Source organism: Wolbachia endosymbiont (group A) of Cephus spinipes, assembly GCF_964026895.1.
Classification (GTDB): Bacteria; Pseudomonadota; Alphaproteobacteria; order Rickettsiales; family Anaplasmataceae; genus Wolbachia; species Wolbachia pipientis.
In genome coordinates, this window is record NZ_OZ034713.1 from 1,350,199 (window position 1) to 1,367,116 (window position 16,918).

The 16,918-nt window shown below is 36.7% G+C and carries 11 protein-coding genes and 2 pseudogenes; 4 read left to right on the forward strand and 9 right to left on the reverse strand.

Annotation, left to right across the window (positions count from 1 at the left end):
• Nucleotides 1-176 precede the first annotated feature (176 nt).
• The 3 genes from AAGD59_RS06420 to AAGD59_RS06430 all read right to left on the reverse strand — a co-directional run bounded on the left by AAGD59_RS06420 (nucleotide 177) and on the right by AAGD59_RS06430 (nucleotide 4,949).
• The gene (locus AAGD59_RS06420) at nucleotides 177-3,260 is read right to left on the reverse strand and encodes a hypothetical protein (RefSeq protein WP_265027882.1); all 3,084 of its coding nucleotides are present in this window, start codon (nucleotides 3,258-3,260) and stop codon (nucleotides 177-179) included.
• 21 nt (nucleotides 3,261-3,281) lie between these two features.
• The gene (locus tag AAGD59_RS06425) at nucleotides 3,282-3,509 is read right to left on the reverse strand and encodes a hypothetical protein (RefSeq protein WP_015589227.1); all 228 of its coding nucleotides are present in this window, start codon (nucleotides 3,507-3,509) and stop codon (nucleotides 3,282-3,284) included.
• Between the two features lie 93 nt (nucleotides 3,510-3,602).
• The gene (locus tag AAGD59_RS06430; RefSeq protein WP_015589228.1) at nucleotides 3,603-4,949 is read right to left on the reverse strand and encodes a hypothetical protein; all 1,347 of its coding nucleotides are present in this window, start codon (nucleotides 4,947-4,949) and stop codon (nucleotides 3,603-3,605) included.
• 554 nt (nucleotides 4,950-5,503) lie between these two features.
• Here AAGD59_RS06430 and AAGD59_RS06435 point away from each other — a divergent pair.
• The 3 genes from AAGD59_RS06435 to AAGD59_RS06445 all read left to right on the forward strand — a co-directional run bounded on the left by AAGD59_RS06435 (nucleotide 5,504) and on the right by AAGD59_RS06445 (nucleotide 9,244).
• Nucleotides 5,504-6,658 carry a hypothetical protein gene (locus tag AAGD59_RS06435; RefSeq protein ID WP_015589229.1) on the forward strand — a complete coding sequence of 385 codons (1,155 nt, stop codon included), beginning with the start codon at nucleotides 5,504-5,506 and terminating at the stop codon, nucleotides 6,656-6,658.
• 93 nt (nucleotides 6,659-6,751) lie between these two features.
• Entirely contained in the window at nucleotides 6,752-6,979 is a 228-nt protein-coding gene (locus tag AAGD59_RS06440; protein WP_015589227.1) for a hypothetical protein, read from the forward strand.
• Nucleotides 6,980-7,000: 21 nt separating this feature from the next.
• A complete protein-coding gene (locus AAGD59_RS06445) occupies nucleotides 7,001-9,244 on the forward strand; it encodes a hypothetical protein (protein ID WP_265027881.1) in 2,244 nt (747 codons plus the stop codon).
• 4 nt (nucleotides 9,245-9,248) lie between these two features.
• Here AAGD59_RS06445 and terL read toward each other — a convergent pair.
• From terL to AAGD59_RS06475, 6 genes and pseudogenes are all read right to left on the reverse strand, one after another.
• Nucleotides 9,249-10,659, reverse strand: a pseudogene (gene terL / locus AAGD59_RS06450) (phage terminase large subunit).
• Nucleotides 10,660-10,736: 77 nt separating this feature from the next.
• Nucleotides 10,737-10,841 (reverse strand): annotated as a pseudogene (locus tag AAGD59_RS06455) (WPE palindromic element domain-containing protein); the annotation flags it as partial.
• 117 nt (nucleotides 10,842-10,958) lie between these two features.
• Nucleotides 10,959-12,452: a DegQ family serine endoprotease gene (locus AAGD59_RS06460; protein ID WP_015589225.1), complete on the reverse strand. Its 1,494-nt coding sequence runs from the start codon at nucleotides 12,450-12,452 to the stop codon at nucleotides 10,959-10,961.
• 3 nt (nucleotides 12,453-12,455) lie between these two features.
• On the reverse strand, nucleotides 12,456-13,328 hold the full coding sequence (gene hflC / locus AAGD59_RS06465; protein WP_015589224.1) for a protease modulator HflC: 873 nt from the start codon (nucleotides 13,326-13,328) through the stop codon (nucleotides 12,456-12,458).
• A 2-nt stretch (nucleotides 13,329-13,330) separates the two neighbouring features.
• Complete coding sequence (gene hflK / locus AAGD59_RS06470; protein WP_006279849.1) at nucleotides 13,331-14,365, reverse strand: FtsH protease activity modulator HflK; 1,035 nt, start codon at nucleotides 14,363-14,365, stop codon at nucleotides 13,331-13,333.
• A gap of 82 nt (nucleotides 14,366-14,447) precedes the next feature.
• Nucleotides 14,448-14,663 (reverse strand): hypothetical protein, encoded by a 216-nt coding sequence (locus AAGD59_RS06475; RefSeq protein WP_006279848.1) that lies wholly within the window; start codon nucleotides 14,661-14,663, stop codon nucleotides 14,448-14,450.
• A 155-nt stretch (nucleotides 14,664-14,818) separates the two neighbouring features.
• Between AAGD59_RS06475 and AAGD59_RS06480 the strand changes: the two genes are divergently transcribed.
• The gene (locus AAGD59_RS06480; RefSeq protein ID WP_319606912.1) at nucleotides 14,819-16,741 is read left to right on the forward strand and encodes a hypothetical protein; all 1,923 of its coding nucleotides are present in this window, start codon (nucleotides 14,819-14,821) and stop codon (nucleotides 16,739-16,741) included.
• Nucleotides 16,742-16,918 lie beyond the last annotated feature (177 nt).

The following is a 16,918-nucleotide window of genomic DNA, read 5'->3' on the forward strand; positions in this document are numbered from 1 at the left end:
AAGTAATATATGATGCTATGGGCATAGCATGAAAGTGTAAATAATTTTATTGATATCTTTATATTAATACTTTTTAAACATTTAGTACCATGCAATACTTACAATGGATGAGAAAAATTAACACCAGTGCTCTCAGGGTCAGCTAATAAAACACTTAGGTGGCTGAGAGCAGTGGATTAGGTACAACTGTTAACTTTTTTCTCCTGCAAGTATTGCTCGATCTTAGTAGCATCCATTTTAGTTCTAACAGTGGAAGTACTGGAGTTCGATGAGACTGACGACCCACCACTAGCTTCTAGTCCATCTTCATCACTTCCAGTATCACTAGTCGATTTTTGTGAAGACGATCCTGAATAACCACTATCTTTAGAATTTGTAGAAGTGTTACCACTAATTTCTTGTTCATCAAAGAACTTAAAAAGTAAGCCTTTTTCTGCCTCCGAAGGTAAACCTGGGTGTAGTTGCTTTCCCTCCTTCTCAGGAGAAGAAAGGAGTAAGTTTAGCTTCTCTTTCCCACCAGGAGTATACAGCAAGTATTTTAACTGTGCATCCTCAAGAGAGTTGGAATCTAGTTTCTTCTGCAGCTTAGGACAAAGAAATGGGCGTAGTTCCTTCTTCTCGTCATTAGTAAGAGGTTTTTCTTGAGGAGAAGCCACTTTTGAGAGTGAAGAATTACGGTGAAGCCATTTTGCTAATTTGTCACGAAATGAACGGTGTGACATATTTTTAGGTTCTACACGAGAATAAATAAGTAAGGATATTATATTGCCTGCCTCAGGAGAGAAAGGTTTGGATATTCGCTCTCCCTCAGGAGACAAAAGTAAGGGTAATCGCTCCTTCCCTTCAGGAGAAAGAACTAAAGGTATCGTCTTTTGCCCCTCAGGAGAAGGTGAAAACAGCAGCTCTTTTCCCTTAGGAGAAAAAAGTGAATGCAGTTGTTGTTTATTCTCAGAAGAAAAAAGCGAGCATAGTTGCTTATTCCCCTCAGTAGAAAAAAGAAAGTCTAGTAGGTTTTCCTGTTCACGAGGATCCGAAATCGAGGATAACTGCTTTCCCGCCTCAGAAGAAAGAAGTAAGGGTAGTTGCTTCTTCCCTTCAGAAGAAGAAAAATAATCTAGAAAACACAAAAAAGCTTTTACTGTTTCATTACTAGCACAAGTAGAAAAATCCGCAAGTGGCAGTGACTGTGGCCGCTTATTGTCTACGGGAGGATTTAGATCTTTCCTTGATTCAGATATCCCTGGAACAGTACTAGTAGTTATAGAAGAATTCGACTGTGGCCGCTCAAGCGACCCTAAACCACTATCTACAGAAATTTTAGAACTACGGTCCCCGGGCACATTTGGCTTGCTTACGGCATCTTGTGGCAAGTGTTCTGGAATACCACCAAAAGACGTGTTCTCTAGAGACTCTAATATACTAGATTGTCGTACCTTTGATGGAGTGCTACTACCTGAAAACGAATTACTTTCTGACCCTTTCCGGCTACTCGGAGATTCACTCTGTGGCTTTGCTTTAGAACACTCATCGTTACTTTCTAGATCACTTTCATCAGTAACTTGCTGTTTTTCAGGTTCCTCATTAGAAGCCACAGAATTTAAGGACATTGAATCATTCCATGCTGTAGGAAAAGGAGTCAATGATGGCCTATAGCTCACTTGCTGACCCTGAATCTTTATTAGCATACTTTCATCATCTGCCTGATCACCTTCCAATGCTCTCACACCCACCTGTGAGCAAGCCCCTTGCTCGCTTTTATCATGTTCTTCAGATTTCATACCCAAAATGTTCACATCTTTCAAACATGGAGAACGTGCAGAAAACTCAAGACTTGAGGACTTTTGATCATTCTTTGTCGTAAGTAGAATTGGTTTCGTCGATATTGTGTAATGAACTGGAGGAGTTATAACACGTGGAAAAGAAGTTAACGTTGATGGCAAAAAGTACGAATCCTCTGGCATACTTTCATCTCGTTTATCTATGTACGCGTATGAACTGGATGGCATGTCCGTTTGCTGAGAAGAAGTACTAGCCTGACCTATCTCTTCCCCCAGCACCCCCCGAAAAGGCTCTGTTTCTTTCTCTCTTTCTGATCCTTGCCTGGGATGCTTCTCTAACCCTTCACCACAACTTCGCTTGGGAAACTCCTGTGTCGGTGATGCTTCAGCTAATAGCGTTCGAGGAAGCCCAGGATCAATCTCTATTTGACCATCTTTATTGATTACAGAGTTTTCTATAATTACAGGAATTAAAAGAGCAATCTGTCTATTGGAAAAAGCATATACACCACCAAATCTACCTGATCGTGTGGTTTCAGTTTGACCTTTAATATCATTCAAAAGATCATAACCAAATTGAGCATTAATCTTATTTGCCTCACCACGATTTAGGTACCTTGAAATATTACCCTCTTTGATTGTAGGTATAAAAGCAAAGCGATCTCCATTACTTATCTTGTCTTTATCGATAAACTCATCATAGTAATACCTGTGGATTGATATTTCAGTTAAGCGAAAGATTAGCTCGCCTATAGCATCCTTGTAGTGTTTAGCTTTCACTTTTAAATTATCACTGTGCTGAAGGTAAAAATTATACCCCACCTCTTTTTTAGAAGCTTCTGTTATATTTCTAATGAAACCAATATTTTCAACATCTTTAACATATACCTTATTGCCATCAATATGATAGAAATCTGAATAACTACAACCATGCTCCTCCATTTGTGCTTGAAGTGCCATCACAAAATACGTTTGCAGATTTGGGCCATTAAACAACAGACATTTTATATAACTAGATGACGGATCCATTTTTGCCTGCTTTATACTTGCGTTTAAAGTCTCTTCAATGCGTTTTTTACCAAGATGATGTTTTTCATCAATTTTCTTAATCACTCGGTCTTCGACATCATTTTCAAATTCCTCAGCAAAGTGCACCTTGAGATTAAAAATTACTCTAGAGTCTATAGGAACTGTGAGCTTAGTTATTCTTGTTTTCTTGTCATACTTTAACCATTTCTTATCAAAGTGAAATGGAAAAGATTCAAGATCAAAAACGTGACAAGCTACAAACTCATCAGAATAATATTCTCTTACTAAGTCTCTTGCCATCTGTGATAAGTACCTCTTTGCAGAGCGCCGACCACAATTAAACTTAACGACGATATTATCGCCCTCCACAACAAAATTAGTGTTGACTTTAGAGCCGTAATTACTAACGTTAAATGCATTAACCAGCTCCTTAACAAAATCTAAACTAGTCATAACTCCTCCCCTATCAAAATATTACTTTTCTTTATTTTTACTCCCAGCCTTATCAGCTTTAGTACCACTCATCCTCGTATAAGGATACTTACCACAATCATCAAACCTACTACGACCCTCGTGCATGTCTGGTCCACCACCTTCTCTAGGATTAGCTTTTAGCCAGGCAGCAGAATCATACCCACCAGAGCCTACCTTAAAACGAGGATCTCCTTGTGAACTAGAGCTCGCTTGTTGTTTTTTATCCATAATACCCTCCGTTAATAAAAATATTATGTAATCTATATATTATAAATAAATCATAAGTGCAACAACTTTTTTGCATTTTCATAAATTTTTTTTTCATTTCCCTTTATAACCTCCTTTAGGCTGAACATTTATAGAATTAAGTTCTGATTCTGGTGAAATTTGATCCTGCTCAGCAAGTAATTCACCGCAAATTTTATCTATATCAATTGTTTCTTTGCCAGTATTACTACTCTTTTGTCCACCAATTGACCCTACTGTTTCTTTGCTAGCATTACCACTATTTCTCATATTTTGCTCACCAGTTGACCCTACTGTTGGTGTCTGCCCGCTAATATTCATGCTTTTCTTTTCTGATTTTTCACTAGACCGCCCTGTCTTTTCAACAAATATTGGCCCCTTCTCCGCAGGTTTCTGTGGACACACCTCTTTCTTCTGTTCCTCCGGCTTCGCTTTTTTCTCTTCTTTGTCCACTTTTTGTTTTTGTGAATTTTCATGAGATTTTCTTTCAAGCTCAGTAAGACGCAATAGATGTTTCAAAGGATCTGACACAATTTCAAGTTCTGGTTTGCTCAGAACAACCGGCCTTACAAATCCTGGTGAAATTTCAAAAAGGAAAACTGGCACTTTAGGTTTTTCTCTTTCATCCACTTTCATTTCTACGTTTTCGCAAACTTCTTTATTTTCTTCCTTTAATGATGTTTTTTCTGCTTTTTTATCTTCTTTTTCTGTAGATGCCTCTACCGCAGCCGCCAACTCAACTCCAAACATCTCTGCGAACATTGTAACAATCCATCCGACAACAGCCATTTGTAACCTGAGTTTCAGATCTTGCAATGCAGTTAATCTTTCTAACGCCCTTGCAAACTCTTCTTCTGATAACTCACCACTGCCTAATTTCTCCTGCAATTCTTTTATCTCTTTGTCCAACCTCTGATTGAAACTTAAATCGCGTGCAAAAATCTTCTTGATTAACTCCTTAAGCTTATCACGCAAAAACTTCATTATCGCAGCAATCAGGTTTTTTTCTTTCTTCTCCTTGAGCATTTGGTAGATTTTCGGATCATCTACATCTACTTCAAAAAGGGTAAAGAGAGATTCAAAGAAATTCCAGAAATCTCCGAGTACTCTTCCTTTTTCACCAGTGAAGTAATCCTCATCATCACCTTGCCCGATATGTAGCTCTGCTTGAGATGATATTTCATCGATACAACTAGAAGCCTGACGCTCACACTCGAGCCTCCTGAGCAAATCTTGTCTGGTGAGCTCCTCTATGGCTGCTTTTAGTTCATTTAGCTTCTGCTCTGCAGAGAAATCTTGCTCCCTGATTTTTCCTTGGAAGATCGAGCTACCGTTTCCGTTATTATCTGAAAAATTTTCCATTATTTTTGCCTCCTCAATAAAATTACTGCCTTTGTTGTTACCTGAAAAGCTTTCCACCATTTTTACTTCCTTCATAAAACTTAATAATTTAATTCTACAGTACTAAATATTTAAGAACTATTAATGTAAAGATGTCAATAAAATTATTTACATTTTTACACTATATATATATATATTATATCATGTGCTATTTAACCTTTCAATAATATTTTTTATTTTTACTGCTTCTTCAAACTCTAGCATGCACTTTTCTTAAATTATCCTTATTAATATTTGCTTTTGCCTCTATCCCACTTTTTCTTGTAAAGTATTTGATATAGATTTTATTATACTCTTTGGCATAACATTTGCAACATACTTTATCTATAAATGGAAATTATTATACTTGCAGCTAGACACAATTTGAAATAATTTACACTATAAAGTTAAGGAACGAGATCCCAGTGTCACGCACTGGGATGACAGCAGTCCTACGTCATACCGCGATTCATTCGCGGTATAGATTCCGCTAACAAGTAGCGGAATGACGAATTTTTGTTTTTCAAATTATCGTAAGTCACTTTAGCTATATCAGACAATAGAGGCAGTGCGTAGAGGAGCTCACCAGACAAGATTTGCTCAGGAGGCTCGAGTGTGAGCGTCAGGCTTCTAGTTGTATCGATGAAATATCATCTCAAGCAGAGCTACATATCGGGCAAGGTGATGATGAGGATTACTTCACTGGTGAAAAAGGAAGAGTACTCGGAGATTTCTGGAATTTCTTTGAATCTCTCTTTACCCTTTTTGAAGTAGATGTAGATGATCCGAAAATCTACCAAATGCTCAAGGAGAAGAAAGAAAAAAACCTGATTGCTGCGATAATGAAGTTTTTGCGTGATAAGCTTAAGGAGTTAATCAAGAAGATTTTTGCACGCGATTTAAGTTTCAATCAGAGGTTGGACAAAGAGATAAAAGAATTGCAGGAGAAATTAGGCAGTGGTGAGTTATCAGAAGAAGAGTTTGCAAGGGCGTTAGAAAGATTAACTGCATTGCAAGATCTGAAACTCAGGTTACAAATGGCTGTTGTCGGATGGATTGTTACAATGTTCGCAGAGATGTTTGGAGTTGAGTTGGCGGCTGCGGTAGAGGCATCTACAGAAAAAGAAGATAAAAAAGCAGAAAAAACATCATTAAAGGAAGAAAATAAAGAAGTTTGCGAAAACGTAGAAATGAAAGTGGATGAAAGAGAAAAACCTAAAGTGCCAGTTTTCCTTTTTGAAATTTCACCAGGATTTGTAAGGCCGGTTGTTCTGAGCAAACCAGAACTTGAAATTGTGTCAGATCCTTTGAAACATCTATTGCGTCTTACTGAGCTTGAAAGAAAATCTCATGAAAATTCACAAAAACAAAAAGTGGACAAAGAAGAGAAAAAAGCGAAGCCGGAGGAACAGAAGAAAGAGGTGTGTCCACAGAAACCTGCGGAGAAGGGGCCAATATTTGTTGAAAAGACAGGGCGGTCTAGTGAAAAATCAGAAAAGAAAAGCATGAATATTAGCGGGCAGACACCAACAGTAGGGTCAACTGGTGAGCAAAATATGAGAAATAGTGGTAATGCTAGCAAAGAAACAGTAGGGTCAATTGGTGGACAAAAGAGTAGTAATACTGGCAAAGAAACAATTGATATAGATAAAATTTGCGGTGAATTACTTGCTGAGCAGGATCAAATTTCACCAGAATCAGAACTTAATTCTATAAATGTTCAGCCTAAAGGAGGTTATAAAGGGAAATGAAAAAAAAATTTATGAAAATGCAAAAAAGTTGTTGCACTTATGATTTATTTATAATATATAGATTACATAATATTTTTATTAACGGAGGGTATTATGGATAAAAAACAACAAGCGAGCTCTAGTTCACAAGGAGATCCTCGTTTTAAGGTAGGCTCTGGTGGGTATGATTCTGCTGCCTGGCTAAAAGCTAATCCTAGAGAAGGTGGTGGACCAGACATGCACGAGGGTCGTAGTAGGTTTGATGATTGTGGTAAGTATCCTTATACGAGGATGAGTGGTACTAAAGCTGATAAGGCTGGGAGTAAAAATAAAGAAAAGTAATATTTTGATAGGGGAGGAGTTATGACTAGTTTAGATTTTGTTAAGGAGCTGGTTAATGCATTTAACGTTAGTAATTACGGCTCTAAAGTCAACACTAATTTTGTTGTGGAGGGCGATAATATCGTCGTTAAGTTTAATTGTGGTCGGCGCTCTGCAAAGAGGTACTTATCACAGATGGCAAGAGACTTAGTAAGAGAATATTATTCTGATGAGTTTGTAGCTTGTCACGTTTTTGATCTTGAATCTTTTCCATTTCACTTTGATAAGAAATGGTTAAAGTATGACAAGAAAACAAGAATAACTAAGCTCACAGTTCCTATAGACTCTAGAGTAATTTTTAATCTCAAGGTGCACTTTGCTGAGGAATTTGAAAATGATGTCGAAGACCGAGTGATTAAGAAAATTGATGAAAAACATCATCTTGGTAAAAAACGCATTGAAGAGACTTTAAACGCAAGTATAAAGCAGGCAAAAATGGATCCGTCATCTAGTTATATAAAATGTCTGTTGTTTAATGGCCCAAATCTGCAAACGTATTTTGTGATGGCACTTCAAGCACAAATGGAGGAGCATGGTTGTAGTTATTCAGATTTCTATCATATTGATGGCAATAAGGTATATGTTAAAGATGTTGAAAATATTGGTTTCATTAGAAATATAACAGAAGCTTCTAAAAAAGAGGTGGGGTATAATTTTTACCTTCAGCACAGTGATAATTTAAAAGTGAAAGCTAAACACTACAAGGATGCTATAGGCGAGCTAATCTTTCGCTTAACTGAAATATCAATCCACAGGTATTACTATGATGAGTTTATCGATAAAGACAAGATAAGTAATGGAGATCGCTTTGCTTTTATACCTACAATCAAAGAGGGTAATATTTCAAGGTACCTAAATCGTGGTGAGGCAAATAAGATTAATGCTCAATTTGGTTATGATCTTTTGAATGATATTAAAGGTCAAACTGAAACCACACGATCAGGTAGATTTGGTGGTGTATATGCTTTTTCCAATAGACAGATTGCTCTTTTAATTCCTGTAATTATAGAAAACTCTGTAATCAATAAAGATGGTCAAATAGAGATTGATCCTGGGCTTCCTCGAACGCTATTAGCTGAAGCATCACCGACACAGGAGTTTCCCAAGCGAAGTTGTGGTGAAGGGTTAGAGAAGCATCCCAGGCAAGGATCAGAAAGAGAGAAAGAAACAGAGCCTTTTCGGGGGGTGCTGGGGGAAGAGATAGGTCAGGCTAGTACTTCTTCTCAGCAAACGGACATGCCATCCAGTTCATACGCGTACATAGATAAACGAGATGAAAGTATGCCAGAGGATTCGTACTTTTTGCCATCAACGTTAACTTCTTTTCCACGTGTTATAACTCCTCCAGTTCATTACACAATATCGACGAAACCAATTCTACTTACGACAAAGAATGATCAAAAGTCCTCAAGTCTTGAGTTTTCTGCACGTTCTCCATGTTTGAAAGATGTGAACATTTTGGGTATGAAATCTGAAGAACATGATAAAAGCGAGCAAGGGGCTTGCTCACAGGTGGGTGTGAGAGCATTGGAAGGTGATCAGGCAGATGATGAAAGTATGCTAATAAAGATTCAGGGTCAGCAAGTGAGCTATAGGCCATCATTGACTCCTTTTCCTACAGCATGGAATGATTCAATGTCCTTAAATTCTGTGGCTTCTAATGAGGAACCTGAAAAACAGCAAGTTACTGATGAAAGTGATCGAAAAAGTAGTGATGAGTATTCTGAAGCAAAGTCACAAGATAGTAAATCTCCGAAGAAACATGGGGGTGGTGTTCAAAAAATAAAAAAATTTTTCTTTTCACATTTTAAGAAGCAACATGACGTAAACCTTAAGCGACATGATGAAGGGCGTGATTCGGTGTGTTCGATATCTTCAAGTGTAAGTGCTCCTGGGGGTTCTGTAAGTAAAAAGCCACCTATTTCTAAACGACTTTCATTACCAAATAGAGTAAGAGCAGAAAATAATTCACCCTCAAAAGAGACTTCTCCTGTAAGTTCTCTAGATGGTGATCCAGGCCCGTCACAAGGTACTATTTCGGGGAAAGGGGAGGTACTACCTGTAGAGTATAGATCTGATAACTCTAGTTCTAAAAAAGTTGATAGAGATAGTGGTTTTTGTTCTATGGGTTCTCCTGATGTGCAACATAAGGGAAGTGTCTCTTCAGAGCTTAAACATCCGCAACAGGTAAAGCATACGTCAGAAGCTTTGGGGAAAGAAATTTAGGTTTTTAGATATATCTTAACCACCCAAGTGTTTTATTAGGGTTGGGACCAAAATCCCTGACCCTGAAAGCACTGGTGTTAGTTTTTCTCATCCATTGCAGATATTGCACCGTACTATCCACTTGATCATCGTAGCGAGCTTCTGGGAACATTAAAATTTCGTACTCAAAATCATTGAGCCATACCGCTTGATGCGGCAGAAAAACCCTGCCAGACTCTATCACCGGAACAATTTGATAAAATCGAGTGAGTTTGTCATTGTGTGGCACAATTTCAATAATCGGTAGATCGCTATTTGCTTTTAGCTCTTGTGTTAATTGTTGACTACTCGTTTTTGCTTCGATCAAAATTGCGTGTGGTGCCCATCTTGCAGCTAGTGACAGAACTTGCTCTTTAAGCTTTGGGTACTCAAGCTTTGCTCGATATACATCAAGTAAATAGAATTTATTATCTATTTTTGCCCAGGTGGTGCAGACGCTAAAGTCGCTGGAATCGTTTGTTGAAACTGCAGTGTCCCAGCTTTGAGTTACATGTGAGAGATTATCAGGGAAATTTTTATAGCGCTTTAGCCACTCTTGTTTTATTATACCACTTGAAAGCGGCAGGGGGTTTTGTTGATATTGAGCAGCAAAAGCGTAACTCCCGAGTTCAACTTTTATCATCTCAACTTCTTCTCTTCCTCCCTCCAGGGGATATAATAACTCATTCTCTTCTCTTGAATATAAACCTTTTTCTTGTGTTATAATTGAGTCGATTATCTCCACTTTTTCAGAAATCATTGGCAAACAAATGTGATGCCATATGTTTTTTGGCTTGGATAAGAGGTGCCCTGTTAAGTCTTCCAGGTGGAGCCTATGCATCACAAGCACAATTACTCCTTTTTTTCTATCGTTGAGTCTCGTTACTAAAGTCTGATCGAACCAGTTTGTGGCACGTTTTCTAAATGTTTCACTCAAAGCTTGAGCAGGGTTAAGCGGATCATTCACAATAATAAAGTCACCACCTTCACCGGTTAATGTTCCTCCAACTGATGTTGCGATTCTGTATCCTCTCTGTACTGTTTGGAATTTGTATTTAGTGTTCTGGTCTTTGGATAGTTCTACCTCTGGAAATAGCTTTTTATACCAATCAGATTGCATTATGCACCTGGTATCGAGCGAATGTTTTTCACTAAGCAACTTAGAATAACTTGCAACTATTATTCTTGCAGTTGCCCAGTATCCATGCGGGCCACGCAACACTCATACATATGGACTTCATTGAACGCGGAGGCATATTGAATATTATGCGCCTTACTTCGCCAGCATTCGCTGCTTCCAGCCTGTCTGCTATGACTTTTATGTACTGATAATCATTATACTCACATCCCGGCACCACTGTTTGAAAGCACAGTTCAATGAATTTTAGAAAGTTCATGTTAGACCTCCTATAGTATCACCCAAGTAACCCCTATGGTGTCATCCAAGTAGCCGACACTGGTTCCTTTATGACGGCGTCATGCAAGTAGCTGACACTGGAATCCAGTTTTTATTATACAGCTGCTCAATGTGCTCATTACAGTGAAGTTTCCAGTGTCTGGGCACTGGGATGACATCCTTTGGTTTTTTATATGGTTATGCAAGAAATCTAGTGTAGATTTTAATTTATTTTATAAGATTGAAGTGTTACAGTAGCGAGCTTACAACACTACTGTTTTGTAAATTTAGTGAATAAAATTACTTCTTTAACTTTATTGAAGCGAAAAATTGATTTCCATTGCGGTAAATGAGCAACATTATTGAATCTTTACCGTTTTTCTTTACTGCTGAATCAACTTGTTTTTGAAAATCATTAGTATTTTCTATATCGGTTCCATCTAATTGGATAATAATGTCTCCTTTTTTAATACCACGCAACGTGGCATTACTGTTACTATCTACATTGGTAACTATCACACCTTTTGTAGGTACATTATTTTTACTTTCTTTTGATTCTTTTGGCAGATTTGAAACAGTTAAACCGGTTACATAATCAGATGTTGATTTATTTTCTTCTTGATTGTTATCTTGGCCATCATTTGTAGATTCTCCGATCACAACTTTAATATTAACCTCTTTGCTCTTTCTAAGTAACTTAACTTGCACTTTTTTCTCAGGTCCAGCTCTTGAAACCATTTGAGGTAATTGTGTCATTCTATCGATTTTTTTACCGTCAAATTCTAATAATATATCACCTACTTTAATCCCACCTTTTTCTGCAGGACTATCCTTTACTATACTTGCAACCAATGCGCCTTTTATATCTTTTAAACCCAAGGACTCAGCAAATTCTTTCGTTATAGGCTGAACTTGCACACCAAGCCAACCATGTTTTATTTTTTTGCCACTTTTTAATGTGTCAATAATTGACATAGCTAAATTAGATGGTATGGCAAAACCTATACCCACATTGCCGCCAGACTCAGATGGAGAATAGATAGCAGTATTAATACCTATAACTTTTCCATTTAAATCAAATAACGGTCCTCCAGAGTTACCCCTATTAATTGCAGCATCAGTTTGAATAAATTCATTCATAGTGCCAATACTAATGTCCCTGGACCTTGCAGATATAATTCCTGTGCTTACAGAGCCACCCAAACCAAATGGGTTACCTATTGCCATAACCGTATCACCAACCCTTGCTTTATCAGAATCACCAAATGCAACAGAAGAAAGATCTTTATCAGAATTAATCTTAAGCACAGCAAGATCAGTTCTTGCATCATAGCCTAAAACTTCTGCTTTGAAATAAGTATTATCGTTCATAGTAACTGTGATATCTTTGGCGTTTTTAATAACGTGATAATTGGTTACTATAGTTCCACCTTTATCTATAATAAACCCAGAACCAAGCAACACCACCTCTTTGTTAACACTAGGGCCCCTATCCATAAAAAACTGATCAAAATGCTCAAAAAACTCTCTAAAATCATCAAAAAAATTATTTCCTGGCATAGATGGAACTCTAGTTCTGCTGTTATTTTCTTGTTTGATGATTTGTTCGCTTGAAATATTTACAACCGCAGGAATGAGTTCTTCCACTAAATCGGCAAGTCCTTGATTACAGTTGCATGCAGTAGTGCTAGCATCAACGACCTTTTTTGCATTCCAATCAAACATATTAGCATACGAAGAAAACGCAATTAGAAAATATGCAAATATAGATAAAATAAATGCCTTACTTTTCATAAATTATTTCCATCCTTTATTTAAAATATCTAAAAAGTTATTGTTTGGTGAAAGTACAAATTTAGTATTATTTTCGGCAAATGATTTACTGTAAGCGCTCATAGAGCGATAAAAGTTAAAGAACTCTTCATCAACCTTAAATGCCTCATTATAAATTCTAGTTGCTTCAGCATAACCACGGCCCCTTATTTCGTACGATTCTTTTACTGCACTGGAGATAATTTCCCTTTTTAATTTATCAGCTTTTGATCTAACTTCCTGCCCAGCTTGCTCTCCTTCTGCTCTAATTTCTTTTGCTTCTTTTTCCCTTTCAGTTTGCATACGGCGAAATATTGCAGAACTATTTTCTTCTGGTAAATCTGCTCTCTTAATTCTTACATCTATTATTTCTATGCCAAATTTTTCAGCTTCAGAATAAACTCCACGCTGAATCAATTGCATAACCTCTGATCTTTTTTCATTCAACAAGCTAATCAACGAAAATCTGCCTATATTTTCTCTTATGTGAGCTTCTATAACCGGATATAATCTTCTAACCAGACCTGATTCATTCCTCACAGCCTGGTAAAAAGTAATAGGATTCGTTATTTTATATTTTGCATACGCATCTACTATAATACGTTTTTGATCTGCAGTTATCACTTCTCTTGGAGTTTTGTCAGGACTTAAATCTAAAACTCTTTTATCAAGAAACTCTACACTATTTATGAATGGCAACTTAAAATATAAGCCACTTTCCCTAACATCCCTTACAACTTTACCCAGTTGTATAACTATTGCTTGCTTTGTTTCTTGCACAACAAATATTGAATTAGATAAAGCAATCAATAAAACAACAAATACAGAAACAAAAACAATTTTAATATTACTACTCATGGTTATTTTCCTAAATTTGTAAGAGGTAAATAAGAAAACATACCTTTCAGATCATCAGTTACAACAACTTTGTCTACCTTACTGAAAATATTTTCCATAGTTTCAAGATAAATACGATTCTTAACGAGAGAAGGATTCTGTCTATATTCCTCATAAAGAGATAAAAAGCGATTTGCATTACCTTTTGCTTCATTTATTACTTCATTTTCATATGCTTGTGCATCTAATTTTATCTTTATCGCTTCACCCTTTGCTCGAGGTATAATATCATTATTATAAGCATATGCTTCGTTTATAGTACGCTCTTTGTCTGCACGAGCACTTTGTACATCTCTAAACGAACTGATTACTTTTTCTGGTGGATCAATTTTTTTCATTTGAACAGATAAAATCTCTATACCCATTTGGTATCCATCAAGAATCTGCTGCAATAGAATTCTAGTATCTCTAGAAATTTCTGGTCTGCCTTGACCAAGTGCAAAAGAGATCGTGTTTTTACCTATTATTTCTCTCATGGCACTTTCAGCAGCATTTTTAACACTGAAACCGGGTTTGTAATCCCGCACTTTGAATAAATAGTCCTTAGCATCTCTAACGCGCCATTGAACCTCGAAGTTAACGTTGACTATATTTTCATCTCCAGTTAGCATCACGCCTTCACCGCGATCTGTATCTCGCCCATAAGAACTACTTACCCCAATTTCTTCACGATTTACTTCCTTAACGTTCACTTTAAAAACCTTGCCAATAGGGTAGGGGAAGTGATAACGCAAACCAGGTGTTTCCGTATTAGAATATTTACCAAAGGTAAGTTCTATACTTTCTTCACTAGGATGGACAATATAAAAGCCAGTGCAAGCATAGAACAGCAAAATAATGAAAATGATGAAATAAGGTTTTTTGCCCCTGTTTCTGGTTAATCCATTAAGAAAGAACCTTATATCAGATACAGCTTTACTTAAAATATCTTCATTATTAGGAGTTTTGTTCCCTACCGGTTTCTTTCCCAGATTCCAAGGATTATTATCATCAAACATAATGATTGATTCTATAATTAATACGCTAATATTACTTCTTTAATAAGAAAATGCAAACATAAATTGCTATTTTATTTACAAATTAATCATCAGGATGGAAAACATGATCGTACACTTCCTTTTCTCTATGTAATATGGTCGACTCTATGGAATTTTCTGGCTTTTTTTTGAATTCTTTGTTGTCACTCTTTAAGTGCACTACGTCTTTGTGAAAATGGGAATTATACCTAAATAGTAAAGCTATTATTATTAAAGTTATAACAGCCAAAAAGATGAGTGTTCTTTTTCTATACTTCATAAATGCTGCAGCTTCTTGACCTAATTTTCTATGTTACCACAAAACACGTCAAGCGAAATTATTTGAAGACAAATAAATACTGGCAATCAATTTAACACTAACTTAAGAATCAAGGAATACAATTATAATATATTTAATTAATAGTGAGGTTTAAAATGTTACATAATGAAAAAAATTCAAATTCTGTTGGAACTCAACAAAACCAACCAGAAGATAGTTTTGATTTGAATAAAACGATGCAAAATCTACCAAATTCAGATATTGCTAATGATCCCAAGAAGCTAAAAGAAAGAATTACTGACCTGTTAAAAGGGGATACAGAATTCTCTAAGATGAAACAAGGAGATAAGATTCTTGTAGTAAGTGCAGCAAGTGGATTATTTACGGCAGTACTACCACTTTTGGCAGTTGGTGCAACACTTGCTATACCAGGTGCTATAGTTGGTCTTGCTTTATATTTCGCTGTAAAAGTCGCTGTAAAAACAGTTCAATCTGGATATAAAGGGCTCAAGTGGTCAGCAGAAAAAACAGTTGATGGGGCAAAATATACTGCTGGGAAAGTTAAGGACGCATCAACATACGCTGCCGGAAAAGTTAGAGATGGTGCTGTGCATGTTAAAGATAAGGTGAAAGAAGGTTATGAACATTCAGTAGATTCACTGAAAAAAGGCGCTAGTTTTGTAGGCGAAGGAGTGGCAAATAAATTCCATAAGGCATCTGGTGAGACGGACTATTTAGATAAGGTAAAAAGGTTTACTCCAGATGCAATTAAGAAATCTGACGAAATAAGAAATGATATGAAAGCAATTTTTGCTGATAAAGGAAATAATTCTGGGTTAGTGAAAAATGTACTTTCTGGAATATCGTCAGAAATTGATTTAAAAATGGCAGAGAAGGCAAAATCAGGGGAGATTGAACATACTTCTGGATGGCAAGTACAGAAAGAATTCATTAATAATTTAAATGAAAAAAGCTTGCATAACTTGTTAACACAAAGGTCATTACCTAAAGGTAGTTATTTCATCGACAGTGTTTTCTCTGAACATTACGATGAAATTAAGAAGGTTATTAAAGAATGTAGAGAAAATCATTTGTACTCAAGCGTAAGCAATATGTTTGACAGAGCAGAGAAAAAAGCTAACAGGCCTTCTGTCAAAAGTTTAACTAGGTCTGTGTCATCATCATTCTCTTCACTGGGAAGAAAAGGCTCTGAACAATCTAACAGCTTGTCAAAAAGCAATTCACTAAATTCTGTAAAGACTGACAGTACTGTTAGCAGCGAAGCGGAATTGTTAAATCCTGCGGAGCATAAAGAAGTAAAAGCACCTTCTTCACTTTGGGATAGGGTTTCATCACCTTTCAAAAGTGGCAAAAAGTCAGAAAAAACTTCTGAAGTTAAATATCAAGTTCTTTCTGAATCAGACACGTTGCCTAGAAAAATAGGAAATAGCACTTTTTACGTTGATACTCCTACTCCAATTGAGAATACTAATAAAACTGCAACAATAGGAGGAAGACCAGGAGTTGCACGACGTAATAGTACTAGCAACCTTACTAGGGTAGGAACTCCAGAAGTACCAACTAGAAGCGCCTCATTGACTAACTTAAATGGACAAAGTTCTTTCAGTGAAGATGTTCTCAGTGATCCTAAAGTAAACCAATATCTTGGTAATTCGAATAAAGGAACTCTAACTCGCAGTAATTCTTTTGATAGTGCAAGAGGTTCATCTGGTCCTTCTACACCAACAAGCTCATTAGAAAGATTGGAACAATCTTTCAGTAAAGATGAAGTTGGGGCAGCAATGGAGAAAAACTTAAAAGAATTTAGTTTAAGTGCTAAAACTGAATCTACATTACACAATTCTTTTAGTAATCGTAATGGTTCTGATAGTGGATTCAATTCACCAACTTCTTCTCCAACACATACAATGTTTACTGAAAATGGCAAGGCAAAAACCCAAGCTGACTTAAGAAAGACAGGTCATCTGGACAAACTGGTGGGACAGCCTTCTACGAAAGTAGCTGTTGACACTGACGTTCAACAGCAAGCTGCACAAACAGCTGTGAAAACGAACTAAACAAAGCTATCCACCTTCTCCAAAAGGATGTTACTCAATGAGTAACATCCTTTTTTGTTTTTAAATTATAGAAAAATCCTAGATCCCAGCGGTATGCGTACAACCGTATGAACATTGTGATTTCTCTGCTAGGAAAGGTGTCATCCGAGTAGCTGACACTTGGATGGCTTTGTTGCA